Annotated in this window: 20 protein-coding genes; 9 read left to right on the top strand and 11 right to left on the bottom strand. The window is 76.2% G+C overall.

All coding sequences use genetic code 11. The annotated features are described in order from the left end of the window. Positions 1 to 20: 20 nt before the first annotated feature. A complete protein-coding gene (locus tag ABD973_RS28345; protein ID WP_345502792.1) occupies positions 21 to 212 on the top strand; it encodes a hypothetical protein in 192 nt (63 codons plus the stop codon). 57 nt (positions 213 to 269) lie between these two features. Then, entirely contained in the window at positions 270 to 1,271 is a 1,002-nt protein-coding gene (locus tag ABD973_RS28340; RefSeq protein WP_345504779.1) for a DNA topoisomerase IB, read from the top strand. Positions 1,272 to 1,339: 68 nt separating this feature from the next. On the opposite strand, the gene ABD973_RS28335 is transcribed toward ABD973_RS28340, so the two are convergent. Together ABD973_RS28335 and ABD973_RS28330 are read right to left on the bottom strand one after the other, a co-directional pair. Next, positions 1,340 to 1,870: a SixA phosphatase family protein gene (locus tag ABD973_RS28335; RefSeq protein WP_125820329.1), complete on the bottom strand. Its 531-nt coding sequence runs from the start codon at positions 1,868 to 1,870 to the stop codon at positions 1,340 to 1,342. Positions 1,871 to 1,941: 71 nt separating this feature from the next. Next, positions 1,942 to 3,126, bottom strand: a complete 1,185-nt coding sequence (locus tag ABD973_RS28330; RefSeq protein WP_125820330.1) for an alcohol dehydrogenase catalytic domain-containing protein — start codon at positions 3,124 to 3,126, stop codon at positions 1,942 to 1,944. 213 nt (positions 3,127 to 3,339) lie between these two features. Between ABD973_RS28330 and ABD973_RS28325 the strand changes: the two genes are divergently transcribed. Continuing rightward, complete coding sequence (locus ABD973_RS28325; protein ID WP_345502789.1) at positions 3,340 to 3,753, top strand: CBS domain-containing protein; 414 nt, start codon at positions 3,340 to 3,342, stop codon at positions 3,751 to 3,753. Between the two features lie 22 nt (positions 3,754 to 3,775). On the opposite strand, the gene ABD973_RS28320 is transcribed toward ABD973_RS28325, so the two are convergent. Genes ABD973_RS28320 through ABD973_RS28295 form a run of 6 tightly spaced genes read right to left on the bottom strand, consistent with a single transcriptional unit; the run spans position 3,776 to position 10,440 of the window. Next, on the bottom strand, positions 3,776 to 4,384 hold the full coding sequence (locus ABD973_RS28320) for a GAF domain-containing protein (RefSeq protein WP_345502787.1): 609 nt from the start codon (positions 4,382 to 4,384) through the stop codon (positions 3,776 to 3,778). 25 nt (positions 4,385 to 4,409) lie between these two features. Further along, positions 4,410 to 5,243 carry a S8 family peptidase gene (locus ABD973_RS28315; RefSeq protein WP_125820331.1) on the bottom strand — a complete coding sequence of 278 codons (834 nt, stop codon included), beginning with the start codon at positions 5,241 to 5,243 and terminating at the stop codon, positions 4,410 to 4,412. Continuing rightward, positions 5,240 to 8,407, bottom strand: a complete 3,168-nt coding sequence (locus tag ABD973_RS28310) for an adenylate/guanylate cyclase domain-containing protein (protein ID WP_345502785.1) — start codon at positions 8,405 to 8,407, stop codon at positions 5,240 to 5,242. The genes ABD973_RS28315 and ABD973_RS28310 overlap by 4 nt, the downstream gene beginning before the upstream one ends. A gap of 40 nt (positions 8,408 to 8,447) precedes the next feature. After that, a complete protein-coding gene (locus ABD973_RS28305; protein ID WP_125823881.1) occupies positions 8,448 to 8,675 on the bottom strand; it encodes an aroma-sacti cluster domain-containing protein in 228 nt (75 codons plus the stop codon). An 11-nt stretch (positions 8,676 to 8,686) separates the two neighbouring features. Beyond that, positions 8,687 to 9,349 carry an iron-containing redox enzyme family protein gene (locus ABD973_RS28300; RefSeq protein ID WP_125820333.1) on the bottom strand — a complete coding sequence of 221 codons (663 nt, stop codon included), beginning with the start codon at positions 9,347 to 9,349 and terminating at the stop codon, positions 8,687 to 8,689. Next, positions 9,346 to 10,440, bottom strand: coding sequence for a radical SAM protein (locus ABD973_RS28295; RefSeq protein ID WP_345502783.1), 1,095 nt, complete (start codon positions 10,438 to 10,440; stop codon positions 9,346 to 9,348). The genes ABD973_RS28300 and ABD973_RS28295 overlap by 4 nt, the downstream gene beginning before the upstream one ends. A gap of 520 nt (positions 10,441 to 10,960) precedes the next feature. Here ABD973_RS28295 and ABD973_RS28290 point away from each other — a divergent pair. The 6 genes from ABD973_RS28290 to ABD973_RS28265 are packed head-to-tail and all read left to right on the top strand — an operon-like array spanning position 10,961 to position 18,853. Then, positions 10,961 to 12,208 (top strand): glycosyltransferase, encoded by a 1,248-nt coding sequence (locus ABD973_RS28290; RefSeq protein WP_345502781.1) that lies wholly within the window; start codon positions 10,961 to 10,963, stop codon positions 12,206 to 12,208. Further along, a complete protein-coding gene (locus ABD973_RS28285; RefSeq protein WP_125820336.1) occupies positions 12,180 to 13,142 on the top strand; it encodes a DUF6895 family protein in 963 nt (320 codons plus the stop codon). The genes ABD973_RS28290 and ABD973_RS28285 overlap by 29 nt, the downstream gene beginning before the upstream one ends. After that, positions 13,139 to 14,398: a radical SAM protein gene (locus tag ABD973_RS28280; protein WP_386381981.1), complete on the top strand. Its 1,260-nt coding sequence runs from the start codon at positions 13,139 to 13,141 to the stop codon at positions 14,396 to 14,398. Before ABD973_RS28285 ends, ABD973_RS28280 begins: the two co-directional genes overlap by 4 nt. 2 nt (positions 14,399 to 14,400) lie before the next feature. Next, positions 14,401 to 15,324 (top strand): DUF6895 family protein, encoded by a 924-nt coding sequence (locus tag ABD973_RS28275; RefSeq protein WP_345502778.1) that lies wholly within the window; start codon positions 14,401 to 14,403, stop codon positions 15,322 to 15,324. Beyond that, complete coding sequence (locus ABD973_RS28270; RefSeq protein ID WP_345502776.1) at positions 15,321 to 16,712, top strand: MFS transporter; 1,392 nt, start codon at positions 15,321 to 15,323, stop codon at positions 16,710 to 16,712. The genes ABD973_RS28275 and ABD973_RS28270 overlap by 4 nt, the downstream gene beginning before the upstream one ends. An 11-nt stretch (positions 16,713 to 16,723) precedes the next feature. After that, a complete protein-coding gene (locus ABD973_RS28265; RefSeq protein ID WP_345502774.1) occupies positions 16,724 to 18,853 on the top strand; it encodes a prolyl oligopeptidase family serine peptidase in 2,130 nt (709 codons plus the stop codon). Here the strand turns inward: ABD973_RS28265 and ABD973_RS28260 are convergent. The 3 genes from ABD973_RS28260 to ABD973_RS28250 form a co-directional block, all read right to left on the bottom strand. Further along, positions 18,850 to 20,661 (bottom strand): AfsR/SARP family transcriptional regulator, encoded by a 1,812-nt coding sequence (locus ABD973_RS28260; protein WP_345502772.1) that lies wholly within the window; start codon positions 20,659 to 20,661, stop codon positions 18,850 to 18,852. The genes ABD973_RS28265 and ABD973_RS28260 overlap by 4 nt on opposite strands. 191 nt (positions 20,662 to 20,852) lie before the next feature. Next, positions 20,853 to 23,792 (bottom strand): helix-turn-helix transcriptional regulator, encoded by a 2,940-nt coding sequence (locus ABD973_RS28255; RefSeq protein WP_345502770.1) that lies wholly within the window; start codon positions 23,790 to 23,792, stop codon positions 20,853 to 20,855. A gap of 151 nt (positions 23,793 to 23,943) precedes the next feature. After that, on the bottom strand, positions 23,944 to 24,153 hold the full coding sequence (locus ABD973_RS28250; protein WP_125603309.1) for a hypothetical protein: 210 nt from the start codon (positions 24,151 to 24,153) through the stop codon (positions 23,944 to 23,946). Positions 24,154 to 24,261: the final 108 nt, after the last annotated feature.

Here is a 24,261-nt window from a genome sequence, read left to right as displayed (position 1 = left end):
TACCGGGGTAGGCGCCCGGCATGAAGCAGACAGAGCAGTGGAAACCGGGTGAGATCGTCACGCAGAGCGACATCTACGCCTGTGACTACGGCAGGGAACACCTGTGGAGCAAGAGCACCGACGTGCGCGGGCACCGGTTCCCTCCCCTCCCCTACGACTGCCCGGGGCGGGCGTGGACCCTGCGGACGCAGTCCCACTCCGACGCGGACTGACGGCAGGTGGCCGCGCGGCTGCGGACCAGCGACCCGCACGGCCCGGGGTGGCGCCGGGTGCGGCACGGCCGCGGGTTCCGTTACCTGGGGACGGACGGGCTGCCCCTGTCCCCGGCGGACCGTGAACGGGTGCGCGCCCTCGTGATCCCGCCGGCCTGGCAGGACGTCTGGGTCTGCCCCTGGCCCAACGGCCACGTCCAGGCGGTGGGGACGGACGCCGCCGGTCGGCGCCAGTACCTCTACCACCCGCGCTTCCGGGAGCGGCAGGACGCGGCCAAGCACGCGCACGTCCAGCGGGTGGCCCGCTCGCTGCCCCGACTGAGGAAGCGGGTGGCGAGCGACCTCGACGGGCGCGGACTGACCCGCGTCCGCGTGCTGGCCTGCCTGACCCGCCTCCTCGACCTGGGCTTCCTGCGCGTCGGCGGGGAGCGCTACGCCCGTGACAACGGGAGCTTCGGGCTGACGACCCTGCTGCGGGAGCACGCCTCCTGCCGTGGCGGGGAGATCCGCCTGTGCTTCCCCGCCAAGTCCGGCAAGCAGGTCACCCGGGCCCTCGTCGACGAGCAGGCCCACGCGGTGGTCCGGGCGCTGCTCCGGCGCAGGGAGCCGGGCCCGCGGCTCTTCGCGTACTGGGAGCGCGGGGCGTGGCACGAGCTCCACGCCGAGGACCTCAACGCCTACCTGCGGGACCGGTCGGGGCAGGACGTGACCGCGAAGGACTTCAGGACCTGGTACGCGACCGTGCTGGCCGCGGTGGCCCTGGCCGTGTCCGAGGGCACCGCCGACGGCTCCCCCGCCCGCCGGAACGGGGTGGTGGCCCGCGCCGTGCGGGAGGTCAGCGGGTACCTGGGGAACACCCCCGCCGTGTGCAGGGCCTCCTACATCCATCCGCGCGTCATCGAGCTCTACGAGGAGGGGGAGACGGTCGCCCCGGCCCTCGGAACGCTCGGCGAGGACGGCGTCTTCGGCCGGCCGGCCACCCACGGACGCGTCGAACGCGCCGTGCTGCGGCTCCTGCGGTCCGGGGACGGAGAAGGGGAGGAGGACGGGGAGGGGTGAGGCTCGCAGGGTGCAGCACGCGGCGCCCGCCGGGTTCTCGGCGGGCGCCCGGCCGGCTCCTCGGCGGGTCAGTCGGACGGCGACCAGACGGCCGCCACGGTCCCGCTGCCCGGGTACAGCCGCTCCCAGCCGCCGGGTACGTCCACCACCACCACGCCCGAGGTCGGGAAGCCCGCCGCCACCCGCTCCAGCAGGTCCGGGGGTCCGCTGCCGCACAGGCCGGCGGCCAGTTCGTGGATGCCCGAGTTGTGGCCGACCAGCAGCAGGGACCCGAGGCCCCGCCCCCGCTCGGCCAGGACGGAGACGAGCACGCTCGGGGCCGCGTTGTAGAGCCGGTCGTCGTACACGGCGGGCGGCGGGTCCGCCAGCGCGGGGGCCGCCAGCTGCCAGGTCTGGCGCGTCCTGCGGGACGGGGAGCAGAGCACCAGGCCGGGCGCGAACCCGCTGTCCGCGAGCCAGCGGCCCGTGCGGGGGGCGTCGGCCCTTCCCCGGTCGCTCAGCGGGCGGTCGAAGTCGTCGGTCGGCTGGCCCTTGGGTACGGCCTTCGCGTGCCGCACCAGCAGCAGCCGGCACGGGCCGGTGGTCCTCGCCTGGTCCATACCGGCCGCCTGCCCACGGGGCGGGTGCGGAAACGCCTGCGGAGATGCCCGCGGATGCCCCTGCGGGTCCGTCACGGGTGGAAGAGGACCTTCACCATGTTGTCCCTCTTCTTCTGGAAGTCCTCGTACGCCCGGGGGGCGTCGTCCAGGGACAGGTGGTGCGTGGCGAAGCCCTCGGCGCCGAGGGGGTCTCCGTCGGTCAGCAGGGGGAGCAGGTCGTCGACCCAGCGGCGGACGTTGGCCTGTCCCATGCGCAGCTGAATCTGCTTGTCGAACATCGTCAGCAGCGGCATCGGGTCGGCGGCTCCGCCGTAGACCCCGGAGATGGAGACGGTGCCGCCGCGGCGTACGAGGTCGACGGCCAGGTACAGGGCGGCCAGGCTGTCCACGCCGGCCTTCTTCATCAGCGCGGCGGCCAGGGCGTCGGGGAGCAGGCCGGTGGCGGTCTGCGCGGCCCTGGCGCCTGCGCCGCCGTGGGCCTCCATGCCGACGGCGTCGATCACGGCGTCCGGGCCGCGGCCGCCGGTGGCGCCGCGGACGGCGTCGACGAGCTGGTCCCCGTACTGGAGCAGGTCGAAGACCTGTACGCCGTTTCCGGCGGCACGGGCGAGCCGTTCGGGCACCAGGTCGATGCCGATCACCCGGCCGGCCCCCCGGTGGGCGGCGATGCGGGTGCACATGTCGCCGATGGGTCCGAGGCCCAGGACGGCGACGCTGCCGCCCGGCGGGACGTCCGCGTAGACGACGGCCTGCCAGGCGGTCGGCAGGACGTCCGACAGGTAGACGAACCGTTCGTCGGGCGGTCCCTCGGGAACACGGATGGGGAGGGTGTCGGCGAAGGGGACGCGCAGGTATTCGGCCTGCCCGCCGGGGACCTGCCCGTAGAGCTTGGTGTACCCGAAGAGGCTCGCGCCGCTGCCGTGTTCGTGGACCTGGGTCGTCTCGCACTGCGAGTGCAGCCCGCGCTCGCACATGAAGCAGGTTCCGCAGGACACGTTGAACGGTACGACGACCCGGTCGCCGGCCTTCAGTTCCCGGACCTGCGGCCCCACCTCGGCGACCACCCCCATCGGTTCGTGTCCCAGGATGTCCCCCGCGTCCAGGAACGGCCCCAGCACCTCGTACAGGTGCAGATCGGATCCGCACAGTCCGGTCGTCGTCACTTCGATCACGGCATCCGTGGGTTCGACGATCCGCGGATCCGGAACGTTCGCCACCTCGATCTTGCGGCGGCCCTGCCAGGTCACGGCCTTCATCACGTCCTCCTCCGCTGCGCACGGCTCCGGTTCCCCGCGGCCCGGGTTCACGGCCGCTAAGCGGCGGCTGTCCACTCACGGCCGACCCATGCCTGCGGGACGTGCCCAATGACCCGTGCGGCGGCTGCTTGGGGGCCCCGGCAGGGGGCAGGCGGGCCGGTAGCGGGCCGCCGGGACCGGCCCCGTGGCCGATCACGCCTCGGGAGGCACACCGTGACCACCGCACGCGAGATCATGACGCCGGACGCGACCTGCGTCGGGGCGGACGACAGCATCCTGGACGCGGCGAAGAAGATGACCGGCCTCGGGGTGAGCGCGCTCCCGATCTGCGGCAGCGACCAGCGGCTGAAGGGCATGCTCACCGACCGCGACATCGTCGTGAAGGTCCTCGGCGCCGGGAAGGACCCCGCCACCTGCAAGGCCGGCGAGTTCGCCCAGGGCGAGGCGGTCACCATCGGGGCCGACGACGACACCGCCGAGATCCTGCGCACGATGACGCAGCACAAGGTCCGCCGCCTGCCCGTGATCGACGGCCACACCCTCGTCGGCATCGTCGCCCAGGCCGACGTCGCCCGCTCCCTGCCCGACCCGCAGGTCGGCCGGCTCCTGGAGGCCCTCTCCAGCTGACGCCCCGGCCGGCCGCCGCCGCTCACTCTCCGAGGAGGCGGCGGGCCTGCGCGAGCAGGCGCAGGAGTTCGGTGCGCGAAGGCCCGTCCGGGGCGTCCTGCGCCTCCCGGAGGTCCGGCGTCCGCGGGGGCCGCCGGGGCGTGCGGGTGGTCAGCACGTGCAGGGCCACGGCGGCCTGCCGGGCGAAGAGGCCCAGCAGGTCGAGTTCCGGCAGGCCGGACCGGGCCTGCGGGGAGGGGTCGAGGACCTCCAGGACGCCGAGGACCCGGTCCCCGCGGACGAGGGGGGCGGCCATCAGCGCGTCCGGGACGTAGCCGGTGGACTCGGCGATGTCCCGGTCGAAGGAGGCGTTGTCGCGCAGGTCGTCGACCACCATCGGCTCCCCCGAGGCGGCGACCCACCCGGCGATCCCCCGGCCCGCCGGGAAGCGGCGGCCCACCAGGAACTCCTGTCCCTGCCCGGAGACGGCCTCGAAGGCGAGTTCGCCGGCCGCGGCGTCCAGGAGCATGACGGAACTCGCCTGCGCGCCGAAGATGGCGCGTGCGGTGTCCACCACCGACTGCAGGAGTTCCGCCACGGCGGGATCCGGGCGGGGTGTCGCGGACGCGGCGGGTGCGATCGTCTGGGCCATGGGGCTTCCCTTCCGGCGCCGGTCGTTACCGGCGTCCGTGCACACGGACGTTGGCTGCGGACAGGTACAGGGCGTTCTTCAGCTGGAACGGTGTCAGCCGGGGGCCGCTCGACAGGATCCGCGCGCACAGCCCCGAGATGAACGGAGTGGCGTAGCTGTTGCCGGAGCTGCTGATCGAGGTGCCGCCGAGCCACGCCACCCGGACCTTCTGGCCGGGGGCGAAGAACTCCACCGGGGGCTCGGGGTTGTAGAGGTGGAGGTCCGGGTCGTCCTCCTGGTGGCTGCCGACCGAGATCACCGAGGAGAAGCGCCAGGGAAAGCTCTCCACGCGCGTGTTGTGCGCGGCGGCGACGATCACGGTCTGCTGGAAGTACGCCTCGTCGGCCAGCCGGCGCAGTTCCTCGACGAAGCGGTCGTGGGTGGTGGACAGGCTGAGGTTGACCACGTCGAAGCGCTGGCGCACGGCCCACCGGATCCCTTCGAGCAGGACGTCCCCGCTGCCGGAGAACCGGTCGCCGAGCACCCGGATGCTGGACAGCTCGCAGTCCGGCGCGGTGCGCCGGATGATCCCGGCGCAGGCGGTTCCGTGGCCGCAGGCGTCCCCCTCCTCCGTCTCCTCGACGTGGACCCCGTCGTCGTCCTTGAAGACCCGCCACGACCGGTCGACCGGGCCGACCATGGGGTGGTCCCGTTCGACGCCCGAGTCGACGACGCAGACGCGTACGCCGTGCCCGGAGCCGCCGACCAGGCCCTGCTCGGGCGGGTCCGGCGGGCCGTCGGCCTCCACGGGCACGTCGGCGGCGCTCCGCCCCCGCAGGCCCCAGGTCAGTGCGGGCCCCGGTTGGGGCGCGGCGGTCATCGTGGTCCTTCCTTTCCGGCTGCGGCGGCCCGTCCGGTGGCGGGTCCGTGCCAGGGCGAGAGGCCGTGGCAGCGGGAGAGCACGGCCTCGGCCCGGCGTACGGCGGGGAGGTGGCCCTTGGCGGCGAAGTGACGGCGGGCGCGCGTCGCGGCGGCGGCCGCGTCGGCGGGGCGGTCCAGTGCGAGGTCCGTACGGGCGAGGTCGAGGGCGGCGGTGCCCTGGACGAGGGGCGAGTCGGTGCGGGCGGCGGTGGCGAGCGCCCGGGCGGCGAGCCGGGTGGCGGCCGCGGCCCGTCCCTGCGCGGCGGCGATGCGGGCGCGCAGGCCGTCGAGGTCCGCCGACTCGGCCCGCGGCCGGGCCGGCCGGGCCCGCTCGGCGTCCAGTTCGGCGAGGGTGCCGCGGGCGGTCCGCCAGTCGCCGAGGTCCAGCCGGATGCGGGCGGTGTCCAGCAGGGCGCTGCGCAGCAGGGCCGTGGCGCCCAGGTCGCGCGCGGCGGTGGCGGCCCGTTCCAGGCTCAGCAGCGCCTCCTCGCGGCGGCCGGCCAGGTCGGCGACGGCCGCGGTGAAGATCGGCAGGAAGGCGTCGGCCTCCGCGTAGCCGAGCCGCTTCGCGAGGTGCCCGGCCTCCGCGAGGCAGGCCGAGGCCCCGTCGCGGTCGTCGTGGAGGGCCAGCACCACCGCCAGCGGGCAGTTGAGCGTCAGCCGGACGGCCCGGCGGCCGGCTCCCTGGCCGGCGAGGAGTTCGCGGCAGCGGGCCACGGCGTCCGGTACCGGCTGGGGGCCGCGCCAGAGCGAGACTCCGGTCGCGCCGAGGGCCGCGGCCCGCTCCGGCTCGGCGTCGGCGCGCACGGCGTGGTCCAGGGCGCCCGCGAGGAGCCGCTCCGCCCTCCGGTGCCGGCCTTCTTCCTGGGCGCGCTGGGCGAGCCGCAGGCAGGCCCGAGCCTGGCCGAGTTCGTCGCCGGCGGCCGCGAAGACGGGCAGGGTGGCGTCGGCGGCCTCCGCCGGCGACTCGTCGGCCGCGGCGGGGCCGGGGCCGCCGGATGCGCCGGCGGACCGGCCGGCGGAGGCCAGGGCGAGGCGGGCGTGCGCGGTCTCCACCGCCTCCCCTCCGCCGGCCCGGGCCTCGGCCAGCACCTCTTCGAGCAGCGCCCTGCCTTCGGGGGCGCGCCCGAGGTCCAGCAGCGTCTGTCCGAGCCGCCTGCGGGCCGCCGTGCTGCCCGGCTCGCCGGGCGCGTACCGGGCCGTGGCCCTGGTGAGCACGTCGGCCGCCCACACCGGGTCGGCGTGGGCCAGTGCCAGGCGGCCGGCCTCGGCGAGGGCGTCGGCGGCGCGCCGGCGCAGCCCGTCGGTGTGCGCGTCCTGGGCGCCGAGCTCGACCCGGTAGCGGTAGGCCTGTTCGAGATGGCCGCCGACCGCCGCGCTGCCCCGGCGGCGGACCGAGTCCAGCCGGGCCGCCCGTTCGTGCCGGTCGGCCCGGTCCTGCTTGGACTGGCTGGCGTAGACGACCTCCTGGATCAGTCCCCCGGCGAAGCGGAACGCCTCGCCGTCCGGCCTGATCAGGCGGTGCCGGACCAGCCGGTGCAGCACGGGCCGCAGCCCGGGCCCGGTCCACTCCGGCGCGGGCCGTCCGGCGAGTTCCGCCAGTTCGCCGGCGGTGAAGTCGCCGCCCAGGACGGACGCCAGGCCCAGGGCCCGGTGCTCGGGCGGGTCGAGCGCGTCGATCCGGGCCCCGATCAGGGCCTGGAGCGGGAGCGGGACGCTGTCCGCGTCGACGGGGTCGCCCGCGACCAGCAGCTGCTCCAGGTGGAGCGGGTTGCCGCCGACCCGTGCCAGGACCCGTTGGCCGAGCGGGCCGCCGTGCGCCGTACCGCCGGTCAGCTCGGCGGCGAGGAGCTGTGCCTCGGCGTCGGAGAGCCCGCCGAGGGGCACGGCTTCCAGGGACAGCGCGGGCCGTGCGTCGAACAGTTGGGGGCGGGTGAGCAGCACGATGAGGACGGCCGCGTCGGTGAGTGCGCGCAGCAGCCGGTCGAGGGCGTCGAAGAGGGGCTGCGCGGCCCAGTGGCAGTCGTCGATCACCAGCACCACGGGTTCGGCCGCGGAGAGGCCGGCGAGGACCTTGGCGAGGGCGGCGCAGGTGTCGGCGGGCGAGGGGTTGGGGGTCCCGTCCAGCAGCAGGCCCTGGCGGAGCAGGTCGAGTTCGGGCGAGGGGGCGGCCGCTCCGGTCCCGAGGAGGTCGGCGACGGCGTCGGCGAGGGGTCCGAGGGTGGGCTGTTCGCCCCGGGCCCGGCAGCGCCCGACGCCGTGGCGCGGGCCGCCGGCCGTGGCCGTGGCCCGGTGGAGCCACTCCCGCAGGAGGCGGGTCTTGCCCTGGCCCGCCTCCCCTCCGACGACCAGGCGGCCGGCCCGGCGGGTGCGGACCACGCGCTCCAGCGCCTCGTCGACGAGGGCGAGTTCGCGGCTCCGGCCGATGAAGGCGAGGTCGAACCGGCGCAGCGCCTCCGGGCCCTCCTCCTCGTCCAGGCCGAGCAGGCGGTGGGCGGCGACCCGGTCCTTCTTGCCCTTGAGCAGCAGCGGGCCGGTCCGCGCCGTCCGCACGCCCGGCCCGGCGGCGGCCAGGGTGCCGGGTCCGATGAGGATCTCCCCGGCGGCGGCGTTCTGTTCCAGGCGGGCGGCGACGTTGACCACCTCGCCGGAGACCATCGCCTGCCGCGCTGTCGCCGAACCGGTCACCGCCTGACCGGTGTTGAGGCCGATGCGCATCTCGAGCCGGACGCCGACGCCCTGTTCCAGCCGGAGGTTGAGGCCGGCGAGCGCCTCCCGCATGCCCAGGGCGGCGGCCACCGCGCGGCGGGCGTCGTCCTCCCGTACGGCCGGCACGCCGAAGACGGCCATGACGGCGTCCCCGATGAACTTCTCGACGGTGCCGCCCTGTTCCTCGATCCGCAGCCGCATCAGGTCGAACCAGCGGAGCGTCACCGAGCGCAGGGTCTCCGCGTCGAGCGCTCCGGAGAGCGCCGTGGAGCCCACCAGGTCGCAGAAGAGGACGGTCACCACCTTGCGCCCGGTCGGCCGGGCCGTGACCGGCCCCTCGGCACACGGGCTGCCGCAGGCGGGGCAGAACCGGGCGTCGGGCGGCAGTGCGCTGCGGCACGAGGTGCACGGCATGGGTTCCTCCGGTGGACGCGGGGCGGCGGGGCGGCAGGGGTCAGAAGAGGGCGCCGCCCGCGACGTCGGCGTGGGCCTGTACTTCGGGGGCCGCCGCGTCGAGCCGCCCCCTGATGTCGACGAGCAGGGCCAGTTCCTCCGGGGCGAGGGCGCGCAGGACCTCCAGCTGGTCCTCGCTCAGGCGGTCGGTGTCGAAGCCCGCGTCGGTCAGCGCCCGCAGGCTGGGCGCCGGCGGGGCGCCGCCGGGCGGGGCGTCGTCGTGGGGCACGGTGTCCTCGGTCACGGGTGTCCTCCGGGGTCTGCGGCGAGCGAGAGGAAGAGCCGGGTCAGCAGGTCCGCCGTGTGCAGCGCGCTGACGGAGACGGCGGTCTGCAGGTCCGGGGGGAGCGCGAGCGCGTCCAGCACCCGGTGGAGGTCGTCAAGGTGGCCGCCGTCGAGCTCGGCGTGTTCCCTGAGGGTGCGGAAGGCGGCGCCGGGGAGGCCGGTGGCCTCGGCGAGGCGGTCGGCGAGCCGGGGGCCGGGGGCGTTGCCCTCCAGGACCGCGACGTAGCCGAGCAGCGTGACGGGGTGCTCGTGCTCGATCCGGTAGTACTGCGCTCCGGCGAGTTCGACGGCGACGGGGTGGGGTACGGCGGCCGGCCGGGCACCGGCGGCGGCGAGGTCGTCGAGCAGCCAGGCGTCGTGGTCGCGCTCCTCCCCGGCGTGGCGCAGGCAGTACGCCGCGAGGGTGCGGGCGGCCGGGCCGTCGAGCTCGGCGCACCGTTCGGCGGCGCGCTCCAGCAGCGGCACGGAGGCCCGTACGAGCGGGTGCATGGCCGCCAGGTAGCGGGGGTAGCGCTGCCGCAGCCCGTCCGGCCGCCACAGGAGCGCGGTCGCGGCCCGCAGGGCGGTGGTGGTGGGCATGAGCTTGGTCCTGAGCGCGAGGGACGCGGTGGCGGTCATCGCCGGCTCTCCCGCGCCGCGGGCGGTACGGGCGGCGGCTCGACCAGGTGCGCCCAGCGGGCGCAGCCCATGCGCCGCACCAGGGCGGCGGGTCCGGCGGCGCGCTGCTGCTGCTCGGCGAGCCGGTCGAGGAGTTCGCCGACCCGGCCCCCGCCGTCGCGGGCCGCGCCCGCGAGGACCTCGGGGCGGTCGGCGAGCGCGTGGCAGCTGCGGCAGTAGCCGGCCGGGGCGGGCGCCGTCCCGTGGCGGGCGTGCAGCCGCCGGGGGCCGACGGCACGCAGCATCCGCAGGACCGGGGAGCCGAGGGAGCGTTCCCGGACGGCCGGCCAGTCGTCTTCGGCGATGTGCCCGAGCCGCAGGTGCGCGGGGACGGGGCGGCGGTCCACCGTCCACTGGTTGCAGCAGGCGGTCACGGTCCCGTCGAAGGCGACCACCGGCCAGGCCGCGAGGGTGCACGGCGCCGCGGTGGAGCCGTCCGGTCCGGCGGGGGCGGCGGGGGCGAGGCCGGTGGCCCGGCCGAGCGGGCGGACCTCGTTGACGAGGAGGGGCACCCGGCCGGCGAAGGCGCGGCGGACGTCGGCGACGACGTCCGCCAGGTAGGGGTCGTCGGGGCCGGTGCCGGTGAGGTGGATGCTGGCGGGGATCCCGGCGTCGAGGACGGCCCGCAGGGCGCGCAGCACGTCCGCGCGCGGGACCTCGCGCTCGTGGTGGACGTCCAGGCTCGCCGAGAAGTGGTCGAGGGAGGTGATCGCCCGCATGATCCGGTCGGGGACGCGGCCGCCGCGGGCGAAGAACATCCCGCTGAGCAGTGCCGTGCGGGAGCCCGCGGCGCGGGCGAGGCCGGCCAGGCGGGCGGCGAGTTCCGGCAGCAGCAGCGGTTCGCCGCCGGTCAGCATGACCACCTCGGGGCGGTCCTGCGGGCCGAACGAGCCGATGAAGCGCAGCAGGTGGGCCGGGTCGGGCTGCTCGGTGGCGGCCATGGAGGAGTCGGTGGAGCAGTGCGCGCAGCTCATCGGGCAGCGCCGGGTGAGCGCCACCAGCAGGCCGCCGCAGGGCACCGGCCGCAGGCCGATGAGTTCCGCCAGCTCCACGTCTCCTCCTCGGTGCGCGTGCCGCACGCTCGTGCCGCGCGCGGGTGGTGTCCCGGATCGTGGCCGTGCGCGCCGGATTTCCGGTTCACGAACGCCTGGTGACCGGTTGGTCCGCAGGTCGCGGCGGTCGGCGCCGGGGCGTGGCGGAGCGTACGGCGGCGGTCCGGGGGCGTCGCGCGCCCGTGTGCTCGGTGCATACCGGTGCCGAACCGGCGGCCAGGCGTTCCCGTACCGGGCGTCCGTACGTTTCTTCTCAGCCGGCGGGACGACGCCGACAACCGAAGGAGACGGACATGCCCGAGAACACGAACCCGGAGACCGAGAACGAGGACATCGAGGTCGTCGCCCACAGCGAGGACGAAGAGGCCGAGGCCGGCTGCATCGTCAACCACAGCCACGAGATGTGACGATCCGTCACCGCGTGTGAGCACCGCGCGGGCCCCCCGGCTCCCGGCAGTTGTCGCCGGGGCCGGGGGCCCGCGGCCACTCTGGCACCGGAACCGCTGGGAGCGGCACGACCATGAAGATCCTTCTCTGTCCGCTCAGTGACGGCGGCTACCTCTACCCCGCGGTCGCGGCCGGCCTGGAGCTCCGGCGCCGGGGCCACGACGTCAGCGTGCTGGGCCGGTCCACCGCGGCGGCCGCCGCGGCCGGTGCCGGACTGCCGTTCGCCGCGGCGGAGGAGTACGGCGGCCACCGGGCGTTCTCCGCCACCTGGTGGGGGCCGGGCGGCGCGGCGCAGTACCGGGCGACCGTGCGCGCGGCCCGGGAGACGGGGGCCGACCTGCTGGTCACCTCCGTGCTCTGCAACGGCGCCCTGCTCGCCGCCGAGACGCTGGACGTCCCGGTGGTGGTGATCGGGCTGTCGGTGCACCTGTGGGACTACGCGGCCGGCGGCGACGACGAACCGCACCTGGGCCGGACCCGGCAGAGCCGGACGCGGGACTGCCTGCGGATCCACTCCGACCTGCGGGAGGAGACCGGTCTGGCGGGGCGTGCGCCGCGGTGGGCGGACGAACCGCTGCTCGGCGACGCGTTGCTGCTGCGGGGGGACCCGGAGCTGGAGTATCCGGGCGGGCTGCTGCCCGAGCGGGTCCGGCACGTGGGGCCGCTGTCCTGGGAGCCGACGCCCGACCCGGCGCGGACCGAGGCGATCGGGGAGCACCTGTCGCGGTCGGGCAAGCCCGTCGTGTACGTCCATCTCGGCCGTTCCTTCGAGGGCGGCAGCCTGTGGCCGCGGCTCAACGAGGCCTTCACCGGCGGCCGGTTCCAGGCCGTGGTCGAGCAGGGCCGCTCGACCGACCCGCGGCCCGCCCCGGACGCGGACGTCCTGCTGGTCCGCGAACGGTGGCTGGGACCGCTCGTCGACCGCGCCGGCCTCGTGCTGAGCAGCGGCACCTCCGCGCCCGTGCTGGCCGCGCTCCTTCGCGGACTCCCCCTCGCCCTCGCGCCCAACGGCTCCGAGCAGCCCCTGCTGACGGGCGCCTGCGTGCGGGCCGGTGTGGCCGCGCACTTCCCCAAGAGCCCGGCCGTTCCGGCTCAGGCCCTGCTGGAGTCCGCGTGGCGGGACGACGGCCTGCGGGCCCGCGCCCGCGTGCTCGGCGGCCGGCTGGCCGCGATGGACGGCGCGGCGCGCGCGGCCGACGTCGTCGAGCGGGTGGCCGGGGCGTCCCCGGCTCCCCCGGCCGGGGTGTCCGCGGCTCCCCCGGCCGGGCCGTCCGTTCCCACGAAGGAGAAGCATGAGTACGCGATCAGCGGGCCTGGATGAGGCCCTGGCCGGCCTGTCGGCGGGCGCGCGGCGCTGGACGGCGCGGCACGCGCCCTACCTCGACTCCCCGGCCGCCCGTGCCGAACTGCCGGTGGTGCCGCGCGTGAAGGCCCTCCTGCAGCTCGCGATGCTCCGCCGCTCCTGGGAGCGGTGCGCGCCCGCGGACCCCCTGCTGCCCGGGGTGACCGGGGTGGTCGAACGGGCTTGGCGGGACCCGGACTTCCCCCGGCTCCTCACCCTCGAAGGCCGGCACGCCCGGCAGTTCGAGCTGATGTACGGCGCGCTCGACCCGGCCGGCGCCGCCACCGGAGCGCCCCGTGCCGTACTGGACCGGCTGGCGGCCGGGAGCTACCTGACGCCGGGACGCAAGCCGCCGTTCCTGCACCTGGAGGCCCGGTTCTACGCCGATCTCGCGGGCGTCCCGCACCGGTTCGCCCCGTACGAGGAGCTGTACGCGGCGAGTCCGCTCCCCCGCGCCGCCACGCTGCCCGTGGCGGACCTGGACGGCTGCCAGGTCGCGCACACCCTCTGCTACCTCGGGGACTTCGGCCTGCGCGGCCTGCCGCTTCCCGAGGACGAGCGGGAGCGGGCGCTGCGCGTGGTGGAACGGCTGACGGACCACTGCGTGGGGCTCGGCGACTGGGACGTCACGGCGAAGCTGCTGCTCGCCCAGTACTGCCTGGGCGCGGACCCGCTGCGCACCCCCTCCGGCGCGGCCGGCCTGCGGATGCTGCACGCCGCACAGGCCCCGGACGGGGCGGTTCCAGGACGCTGTGCCGCCGAGCGGGCCCCGGCGGACGCCACGCCCGTGGAGTACTTCCGCAAGTCCTACAAAGTGACCCTCGTCGTGGCGCTGATGACGCTCGTCGTCACCGGCGGCCGGACCGGCGAACCCGCCCTGACAGCGGCAACGGCCGTACGGGAGAACCTGTGAGCATCGACCAAGCGGTGAACGTCGGCCTGCCCGTGAACATCGGCCGGGCACCCGGCTCCGGCCCGCAGGCCCCGGCCCCCGAGCCGCTCCCCTCCGGCGCCCGCCTCCTGAAGAGCGAGCGGAACTGGTGGTTCCTGGGCCCGGGCGGGGTGGCCCGGCTCCGTGACCGGCACGTCACCCCCGAAGGGGCCCTGCTCCCCGACGCGGAACGGCGGCTTCACGAGAGCGGCATGTTCGCCCCCGGCCGGATCAGCTCCTACGCGCTGACCGTCCTCACCAGCACCCACTGCAACCTGGGCTGCGGGTACTGCTTCCAGAACACCGCCCAGGACCAGGCGGGCGGCAGCCGGCCGCCCCGGATCGGCCGCAGCCGCCTCACCTCGGACACCATCACCCAGATCCTCGGCTTCACCGAGCGGCAGATGGCCGCCGCCGGCCTGGAGAAGCTCAGGATCCTGCTCTTCGGCGGGGAGCCCCTGCTCAACCCGCGCGGCTGTCTCGAACTGCTGGAGCGCGCCGCGGACATCGCGCCCACCTCGGCCTGGATGATCTCCAACGCCACGCTCCTCACCCCACACCTGGCCCGCCGGCTCGCGGACCTGGGGCTGACCTCCGTCCAGGTCACCTTCGACGGCGACCGCGCCGACCACGACCGCATCCGGGTCGGCCGGGCGGACGGCGGCGCCACCTTCGACAGGATCGTCGGCAACATCGCCGGGGCCTGCGAGGCCACCGCGCTCCAGTGGACGCTGCGGGTGAACGTCTCCCAGGAGACCTTCCACGGCGTGGACGCCCTGATCGACCGGCTGGCCGGCGCCCTCGACCCCGCCCGGTGCACGCTGTACTTCGCCCGGATCGGCGACGTGGGGGTCGGCTACGCCAACAGCCTGCTGCACACGGGCGAACTCCCGGCCGCCTTCGGCCGGTGGCAGCGCCGGGCACTCGACCTCGGCTTCACCGTGAGCCGCCCCGGCGCCCGCAAGACCTGCGTCACCTGCGGCCACACGGACGGCCGCTACGGCGCCGTGGTGAGCGCGGACGGCACCCTGGCCAGCTGCTGGGAGACCGCGGGCAAGCCCGACTGGGAGGTCGGCACGGTCGCCGACGGCTACCAGCCGGCCGAGCGGACCCGCGACCGCTGGATCGCCTGCCAGGACCTCTACCGCTACGACGAGGACGCGCGGACCCTCGCGCGGTTCCGCGACTCCGTCGACACGGCCCTGCTCGACTACCTGCACGAGACGGGGCGCCTGTAGCCATGGCCTCCCCCCTGGAGCGGCTGTCCTCGCGCGCGCTCGGCTGGCTGGCCGCGAACCTGCACCACTTCGACCCGTTCTCCGCGGGCGCCCGGTCCGCGGCGCCCCAGGGCAGGGCGAAGGCGGCGCTGGAGCTGGCGCTGCTGTGCCACTGCGCGGCCCGCCTGGGCCGCCCCGCGGACGGACTGGACGCGGCCACCGCCCTGGTCCGCCGGCTCTGGCAGGACCCGGCCCTGCCGCCGCTGTTCGCCGCCGTCCCCGGGTACGCGTCCGCGTACGGGCTGGCCTGCGCCGCACTCGCCCCGGACGGGATCGACGGCACGCGGGTCCGGGAGGCGCTCGCCGGGGTCGGCCCCGGGTTCCTCTCGCCGCGGGGCAGGACCCCCTACCAGCGCATCGAAGTCCGCCACTACGCGGACAAGGCCGGGGTCCCCCACACCGTCGAGCCGTACGCCGAACTCCTGCCGCACAGCCCGCTCCTCGCGCTCCGCCCCGCCGGGGACGGGGGCGGGGGCGGGGCTCCGCTCACCGTCCCGCAGGCGTACGCGGTGACGCACACCGCCTTCTACGTGGGCGACTTCGGCCGCACCTCCCCCGGGCTGACCGGGGACGCACCGGCGCACGCCCTGGACCTGGTCGACCGGCTGCTGCTCCACTGCGTCGGGCACGACCTGTGGGACCTGGCCGCGGAACTGGTCCTCACCCGGTTCATCCTGGGGACCGACCCGCTGGACTCGCCCTCGGGAGCCGCGGCCGTCGCCCGCCTGGTGCGGGCCCAGCGGCCCGACGGGGCCCTTCCCGGCCGGTCGGCCGAGCTCGCGGCCCGGCCGGCCGCGCCGGGCCACGCGTTCTTCCGGAAGGCCTACCACACGACCCTGGTCACCGCCCTGATGGCGCTGGTCGTCTCGTCGCCGAGGCCGTCGTGACCCCGCGGCTGACCCTGATCAACCGCGACTACACCCGGCTGTGGATCGGCCAGGCCGTGTCCTCCGTCGGGGACGCCGTCTTCAGCACGACGCTGGTGCTGTGGGTGGCCACCGTGCTGGCGAAGGACGAGCCGTGGGCGCCGCTCGCGGTCAGCGGCATCGTGATGGCGTCGAGCGTCGCCGTGCTGGTCATCGGCCCGCTCGCGGGCGTGTTCGTCGACCGCTGGGACAAGCGCGCCACGATGCTGCGCTCCGAGGTGCTCCGCGGCGCGCTGGTCGCCGTGCTGACGGCCGTCGCCTTCCTGCCGGCCGACGCCCTCCCGGCCGGCGTCTGGCTCGCCGTGGTCTACGCGACCGTCCTCCTGCTGCACACGGCCGGCCAGTTCTTCTCCCCGGCGCGCTTCGCCGTCCTCGCCGACCTGGTGACCGGGGACGCCGACCGCGCCCGGGCGGCCGGCATCGGGCAGGCCACGGGCGAGACGGCCTGGATCGTCGGGCCGCCGCTCGCCGCACCGCTGCTGTTCGGCGCCGGACTGCAGTGGGCCCTGCTCTTCAACGGCCTGACGTACGCGGTGTCCTACGCCGCCATCCGCTCCATCCGCCTCCCCGGCACCGGCACGAACCCCGCCGGACCGGGCGGCCCGCGGCGGCCCGCCGGACGGCAACGGGCTTCGCTGCGGCGGGAGTTCGCGGACGGCCTGCGGTTCTTCGCGGGCAGCGGCTTCCTGGTGGCGCTGCTCCTGCTCTCCGTCATAGGGCAGTTCGGGATCGGGGCGCTGGGCACCCTCAACGTCTTCTTCGCCACCGACAACCTCCACGCGGACGCCCGCCTCTACGGATACCTCGGCATGGCCATGGGCGCGGGCGGCATCGCGGGGGCGCTGGCCGGGGGCCGGGTGGTGCGGTGGCTCGGGGCCCGCCGGACCACCTGGACCGCCCTGCTGGTCAGCGGTGTGCTGCTGGTCGCCTACTCCCGGCAGACCTCCTTCACCGGCGGCACCGCCCTGCTGTTCGTGTTCACCGTTCCGCTCACCGTGCTGAACACCGCGATGTCGCCGCTGCTGCTGGCGGCGGCGCCCCCGGACTACCGGGGCCGCGTGATGGCCGTGTTCTACCCGGTGACCCGGCTGGCTTCGATGCTCTCCGCGACCCTGTCCGGCTGGCTCGCCGGATCCGTCCTGCGGGACGCGCACGGCTCGCTCGGCGGGCTCCGGTTCGGCCCCGTCGACACGGTCATCGCCGCGTCGGGGCTGATCGTCCTCCTGGCCGGCTTCTACGCGATGGCCGCCCTGCCCCGTACGGAGGACGCCGCCGGGCGGACCGCCGGGCCAGACGTCCCGAAGGGCCCGCCCGCGCCGCACCCCGTATCCCGGCCCGAACCCAGATGAGGGAGCAGCGAGTGACACCGGAGCCCCGCCGCTATCCGTACGCCGAACGGCAGGACGCCGTCGAGGAGCTGCACGGCGTGCGCGTCCCCGACCCGTACCGGGCGCTGGAGGACGCCGAGGCCCCGGACACGCTGCGCTGGGTCGCGGAGCAGGACGCGCTCTACGAGGCGGAACGGGCGTCCTGGGCGGACCTGGAGCGATGGCGGGCCGAGGTGGCGGCGATCGACGCCGTGGACCGCGTCCGCTCGCCCGAGGTCCGCGGGGACAGGGTGTTCTGGCTGCGGCAGGACGCCGGACGGGAGCATCCCGTGCTGATGGTGGCGGAGGCCGGGGCGCAGCGGGTGCTGCTCGACCCCGTCGGCCTCGACCCGTCCGGACGCACCGTGCTCGATGCCTGGGAGCCCTCCGTGGAGGGCGACCTGCTGGCCTACCAGGTGTCCCGCAACGGTACGGAGGACTCGCTGCTGCGGGTGCTGGACGTGGCGACGGGGAAGGTCGTCGACGGGCCGGTGGACCGGGTGCGCAGGTCCTCGATCGGCTGGCTGCCCGGCGGCGGGGCGTTCTACTACGTCAGGAACCTCGACCCGCGGCTGCACCCCGGCGAGGGGCGCTACCACCGGCGGGTGTGCCTGCACCGGGTCGGCACCGACCCCGCGACGGACGCCGTGGTCTTCGGGAAGGGGCGGGACAAGACCCAGTTCTACAGTGTCCGCGTCACCGCCGACGGCCGCTGGCTGGCCGTCACGGCCACGCTCGGCACCGGCCGCGGCACCGACCTCCACCTGGCCGACCTGTGGGCGGGGCCGCCCGAGCGCCCGCGGCTGCGGGCCGTCCAGGAGGGCATGGACGCCGCCACCCGCCTCTACGCGGTGCCCGGCACCGGTCCCCGGGACCCGGTGTGGCTGCGGACCGACCGCGACGCCGCCCGCGGACGCGTCGTCTCGTGCCGGCCCGCCGAGCTGCACCTGGGCCCCGGCGCCTGGCGCGAGGTGGTCCCCGAACGGCCCGACGCGGTGCTGACCCACCTCACCGTGCTCTCCGGTCCGGAGCTGGAGCATCCGCTCGGCCTGGCCGCCTGGACGCGGAACACGGTGGCCGAGGTGACCGTGCACGACCTGGTCGAGGGCCGGCAGGTCGGTGTGGTCCCGCTGCCCGGGGCCGGCGCGGTCGGCGACTTCCGCGCGGGGCCGCCCGGCGGGCACGAGGCCTACTTCGCCTACACCGACTTCGTCACACCGCCACGGGTGCTGCGCTTCGACGCCCGCACGGGCCGGGTGACGCGCTGGGAGCGCGGCGCCCCGGACGCCCCGGGCGCCGGGGGCGCGGTCACCCGCCAGGTGTCCTTCCCGTCGCGCGACGGCACGACGGTGCGGATGTTCGTGATCTCCCCGACCGGCCGCCCCGACGTGCCGCGCCCCGCCCTGCTCACCGGCTACGGCGGCTTCGGCAAGACCATGTCGCCCCGGTACCGCGCCCAGGTCCTCGCCTGGGTCAGGGCGGGCGGGGTGTTCGCCTGGGCGGGCCTGCGCGGCGGCGGCGAGGAGGGCGAGGCCTGGCACCTGGCGGGCAGCGGGAAGAACAAGCCGAACACCTTCGAGGACTTCGCCGCGGCGGGCGACCACCTGATCGCGCAGGGCTGGACCGGGCCGGGCCGGCTCACCGTCATGGGCGGCTCCAACGGCGGGCTGCTGGTGGGCGCCGCCCTCACCCGGGAGCCGGGGAAGTACGCCGGCGTGGTGTGCGCGGCCCCCCTGCTGGACATGGTCCGCTACGAACGGTCCGGCCTCGGGCCCAGCTGGACGCCCGAGTACGGCAGCGCGGACGACCCCGCCCTGCTGCCGGTGCTGTTCGGCTACTCCCCCTACCACCGGGTCACGCCCGGGACGGCCTACCCCGCGGTGCTGCTGGTCGCCGCGGACGGGGACACCCGGACCGATCCGCTGCACGCCCGCAAGATGTGCGCCGCGCTCCAGCACGCCACCTCGGGCACCGGTCCGGTGCTGCTTCGGCTGGAGCGCGGCGTCGGACACGGCGACCGGTCCGCGTCCCGCGCGGTGGCCCTGCAGGCCGAGTGCCTGGCCTTCCTGGCCCGGCAGGCGGGCCTGCCGGCCCCGGGGCGCCCCGGTCGGGACACGGCCTAGGTCAGCGCGGGGGTGCCGAGGCCGGAGCCGCGCGCGTACATGCGTATCAGGTGCGGCAGTTCGTACTGGGCCGCGTGCGCGGTGACCTCCCCGCAGGGCGAGGTCACCATGCCGGCGTCGATGAGCGCCTCCACCACCCGTACGGCGTGCCGCTCGTCGCAGCCGAGGGCCTCGGCCGCCTCGGTCAGGCCGAAGGGTCCCTCCCCGGTGCCGGCGGCGAGCCGTTCCGCGTCCCGGCCCCACTCCCGCGGCAGCGCCGCCCAGCCGTGGGCCAGCCACCGCCGGACGGACACGTCCCCGGAGGTCAGTTCGTCGAGCGCCCCGGCGGGGTCGGTGAGCCGGTCCGCGAACTCCCGCAGCGGCAGGTGGCGCAGGACCGCGAGCCGCATCCCGCTCACCCGGACCGCGAGCGGCGACCCGCCGCAGGCCCGCACGATGCGCAGGGCGGCCTCCCGGTCGGCCCGTACCCGGCCCTGGCCGACGAGCCCCGCGAGCAGCTGCACCGACTCGGCGGTGCCGAGCGGCGGGACGGGGATCCGGTGGACGGGTGCCAGTCCGCCCAGCTGGCCGCGCGCGGTGAGCAGCACCCTGCCCCGCCCGCCGCACGGGAGCAGCGGCCGTACGGCGCGTTCGTCGGGGACGTCGTCCAGGACCACCAGCACGCGGTGCGCCGCCAGCCATTCGCGCCACGCCTCGGGCCCGGACGGGCCCGGCCGGCCGGTGCGTTCACCGAGTTCCGCGAGGACGGCGGACGGCGGGCGGGTGCGGCCCTCCGCGTCCCGCAGGCCGACGCAGATCCGGCCGTCGGGGAACCGGTCTGCGAGGAGGTGGGCGGCCCGCACGGCGAGGGTGGTCTTCCCGGCGCCGGCGGGTCCCGAGAGCAGGGCGACGCGGCCGGCGCCCTCGTCCTCCAGGAATCCGGTGAGCCCGCGCAGTTCCTCGCCGTGCCCGGTGAAGTCGGCGAGGTCCGGCGGCAGGGAGACGGTTGGGCGGACGGGCCGCGGACGGGGGGCCGCGCCGGTCCCGGTCCGGTCGTCGCCGGCGAGGATCGCGCGGTAGCGGGCCGCCATGGCGCCGCCCGGCTCCAGGCCCAGTTCCCGGGCGAGGAGCTGGCGGTAGTCGTCGTACGCGGCGAGCGCCTCGGCCTGCCGGCCGGAGCCGCTGAGCGCGCACATCCAGGCGGAGCGGAGCCGTTCCCGGAGCGGGTGCCGCTCCACGAGTTCGCGCAGCTCCTCGGCCACCGCGGGTGCGCCGCCCAGTTCGAGTTCCGCCTCGGACCAGCCCTCGTAGGCCGTCAGGCGGTGCAGTTCCAGCCGTTCGGCCTCCTCGGCGAGCCGGGGTGACTGCCGCAGGTCGTCGCCCAGCGGGGGCCCCTGCCACAGGTCGAGTGCCTGGCGCAGCAGCCGGGCGGCGGGGCGGCCCCGCTGCCCCTCGGCGGACCGCACGAGGGCGCGGAACCGCAGGAGGTCGAGCTCGTCCTCGGCCACGCGCAGCACGTACCCCGCTCCCGTGTGGGTGAGCCGCGGCCGGTCGGGGCCGTCGTCTCCGAGCAGGGCGCGCAGGGCGCTCACGTACACCTGGAGGTTCTTGCGGGCGGTGCGCGGGGGCTCCTCCTGCCAGACCGCGTCGGTCAGCGCGTCGACGGACACCGGGCTGTTGGCCGCGCCGAGCAGGGTGGCCAGGACGACCCGCTGCTTCAACGGGCCGAGCGGCAGCGCCCGGTCGTCCCGGTGGACCGTGAGCGGGCCGAGGACGGAGAACCTCAGCGTGCCGGACGGCGCTGGGGGCTGCGCGGACGGACGCGGCATCGGGCGAACCTCCGTGGGTGACGGGAGTCGGTCGGTCCGTCCGATGATCCGGGGGCCGCGCCCGTCACACATCGGTGCCGGGCCCGCACAGTCGTGCGGGCCGTACCTCCGTCATGGGGGACCGGACCCCCATATAGCCGGCGGCGGCCCCCATCCCGGCAGCGGCCGCACCGGCGGGGGCCGGGCCGTGGTTAGGGGGCGTCCGCGGACTCCGCGGACAGGGCGCACAGGGCCGAGCGGTCGGGGGAGCCGGTCTTGGCCATCAGGCTCGCCATGTGCTTCTCCACCGTGCGGGGCGAGATGCACAGGTTCTGGGCGATCTGCTGGTTGCCGGGGCGTTCGGCGAGCAGGACGAACACCTCGTACTCGCGCGGGGTGACGCCCGCGGTGCGCAGGCCCGCGGGGATCCGCTCGCGGCCGCCGCGGCGTTGCGGGACGCTGACCCCCGCCTGCCGCATGAGGGCCCGGCAGGCTCCGGCCACCGGCGGTACGCCCGCGTCGTGGAAGTACTCCTCGGCGGTCCGCAGCCAGGCGACCGGTTCGCCCCAGGAGTCGGCGAGCGCCGCCTCGGCGGTGAGCCGCAGGGCGAGGTGCCAGGCCTGCGGGAACACGGCCGCCGCGCGGCCGGCCCGTTCCACGGCGCGCCGCGCGCCCTCGGGGTCGCCGTCGCGGCCGCGCAGGACCGCGTCCGCCAGGTCGAGGAACATCCGGTTCCAGGCGAGCTGGCCGCCCGGGGAGGCCAGCGCCTCCCGGTGCGCCTCGCGGCCGGTGTCCTCGCCGTCGAGGACCCGCAGCAGGGGGCCGAGCCCGTAGCGGCCGCTGAGGTAGAAGAAGCTCGGGTGCTCCCGCTCCCAGGCGAGCGCTGCCTCGATCTCGGCCTTCGCCCGGCCCCGGTCCTCCCCCATGAGCGCGCCGACGGCCTGGCACAGTCCGCGCTGGAGGGGCACGAGCATGGAGTCCTCGCCGCCCGCCCGGCGGAACCGGAGCAGGGCCCTGTCCTGGTCCCGGGCGCGTCCCTGGTGGGCGGCGAGCGTGGCGTCGACGAGGAGCAGGTAGCGGTGCGTCGAGAGGTTCTGGAGGCGGGCGCTGGCCTGAACCGACCGTTCGGTGATCTCCCGGGCCCGGTCCCAGCGGCCGCCGAGCACGCCCTGCATGGCGAGGAACCCGTCGACCGCCTGGAGCAGGGCCAGCGAGCCGAGTTCCCGGGCCGCCGTGCGGGCGGTCTCCAGGCGGGTCGCCTCCCCGGTCCGCATGAACGCGTTGGTGCCGAGCCGTACGAGTGCCTCGGCCCGGTACACGGCGAGCCGGTGCTCCTCGGCGACGGCCAGCATCCGTTCCAGGCAGGCGTCGGCCTCGTCGAAGCCGCGCTCCCGGGACAGCATGGCCAGCAGCTGCCACGCCTGGCAGGCCACCACGGGCCGGCCGCGCTGCTCCGCGGTGAGCGCGGCACGACGGGCGGAACGTTCCGCCTCTTCGAGTCGCTCGCGGCCGTCCTTGCCGCCCGGGCCGTCCCGCTGCGGCAGCAGCGCGAGGTGTCCCTCGACCACCGCGAGCGCCGCCTCCTGCTCCGGGCGGGGGTCGGCTCCGAGCAGGGCGCGGGCCGCCCGGATCCGGCGGCGCGCCTCCTCCTTCTGCTCCGCCATGGTCGCGACCCACGCGACCTGCGTGTGCGCCTGGGCCCGTAACTCCGCGGCGAGCGACCCGGCGGGCACGGGCGGGAGGTCGTCGAGCAGTGCGGCCGCCTCGTCGAGCCGCCCGGACTCGGCCTGGGCGATGGCCAGCTGCACCGTGACCTCGTGCCGCTCCCCGTCGGACGCGAGTCCCCGGGCGCGCTCCAGCAGCACGGCGGCCGAGCCCGACGCGCCGGCGTCCAGCATCTGCCGGCCCACCTGGGCGAACTGCCGGGAAGCGGCCTCCCTGTCACCCGCCGCCAGTCGCAGAGTGGCGATCAACTGCCGCTGGTCCCCGCCGAGTCCGTCGACGGAGTCCTCGATGGCCGAGGCCGCCCGGCGGGCCAGCGCGGCCTGCTCGGCGGGCGGCAGCGAGGCCCTGAGCGCGTCCGCCGTCAGAGCGTGGCGGAAGGCGTAGTGGTCGTGGGCGGCCCCGTCCGGGGCGATGATCCCGACCTCGGAGGCCGACCGGAGGTGGGCGAACAGGGCCCGGTCGTCGAGCCCGGTCACCGCCCGGAGGGCTCCGACGGAGAACCGGCCGCCCAGCGTCGCCGCGACGAGCAGCAGTTCGCGCACCGGTTCGTCCAGCCGGTCCAGCCGGCGCGCCCAGCTGCGGACCGCGCCCGCCGGCACCGTCGCCCCGCCCTGCTCCGCGAACCGCCATCCGTCGCCGTCCCGGCTGAGCCGTCCCGTGTCCAGCAGGTCGGCCAGCAGTACCTCCACCAGGTACGGGTTCCCGCCGGCCCACTGCGCGAGGTGCCGGTGCGCGGCCGGGGGCACTTCACCCGGCGCGGCGTCCAGGCACGCGGCCGCCATGTCCCGTACGGCGGCCCCGTCCAGCGGCCCCAGCTCGCGCAGGGCGACGGTGTTGCGCAGCTCGGCGGCGAGGGCGAGGTCCAGCGCCGGGCCGGGGTCGGGGCGCAGGGTGGCGACCAGGAGGACGGGCAGCTCCGCCACGTTGTCGACGAGGTATTCGACGACCGCGATCGTCTCGGTGTCGGAGTCGTGCAGGTCCTCCAGGAGGATCACGCAGCCCCGCTCGCGGCCGAGCACCGCCAGCAGCCTGAGCAGTGCCTCGGCCAGTTCGACCAGCGATATCGCGTATCCGGGCGCCGCCGCGGCGGACCGCCACTCCGGTACGAGGCCGGCCAGCGCGGGCCGGTAGGGCTGGAGTTCGGGATCGTCGGGTGCGCCGGCCGCCCGGAACCGCGAGGACAGCGCCTCGGCCAGCGGCCGGAACGGTACGACGAGCCCGGTGGAGGTGGCGCGGCCGCGCAGCACCGGCATGTCCCGGTCGTACGCGCGCAGGGCGGACTCGCCCGCCAGCCGCGACTTGCCGATCCCCGCCTCGCCGACGAGGAACACGGCCCGGCCGGCACCTCTCCCGACGCTCTCCAGGGCCTCGTCCAGCACCCGTATCTCGGCGTCCCGCCCCACGATGACCGACGACGTCGCTCGCATGGGCGCAGGCTACTTGACCTTGTTCGGGCACGGCAAAGGGCCGGGGAACCCCGGCCTCCGCCATCCGGTCACGTCCTCGTCCCGGGCACATAACGTCCCGGGCCCGTCCTCGGCCCGGGCACGCCGCCGGGGCGGCGTGCCCGCCGTCCCGTCAGAACAGCGTGAGGGAGCCCGTGGTCCAGGGCACGTCGACCGAGAAGGCGGCGGCGTCGGAGTCCGCCGACCGGAGCAGCCGGCTGCGCAGTCCCAGCATCCCGCCCGTCCCGAACACGACCTCGCCGACCGGGTTCTCGTGGGCCGCGGTCTCGGTGCCGGCGCTGCCGTCGACGTACCTCACCGAGTCGTTGATCTGCATGGTCATCGTCCGTCCTTCGGGTCCGCGGGAGTGGTGGTCGTGCCGGTCCGTGCGGTGGTGCGGTGTGCCGCGTGGTGCGGTGTGCCGCGTGGTGCGGCCGTGCGGTGGTGCGGT

It is taken from the genome of Streptomyces racemochromogenes, assembly GCF_039535215.1.
GTDB classification, from domain to species: Bacteria; Actinomycetota; Actinomycetes; order Streptomycetales; family Streptomycetaceae; genus Streptomyces; species Streptomyces racemochromogenes.
Note: the sequence above shows the minus strand (reverse complement) of the source record. Positions and strands in the feature narration are given on the sequence as shown.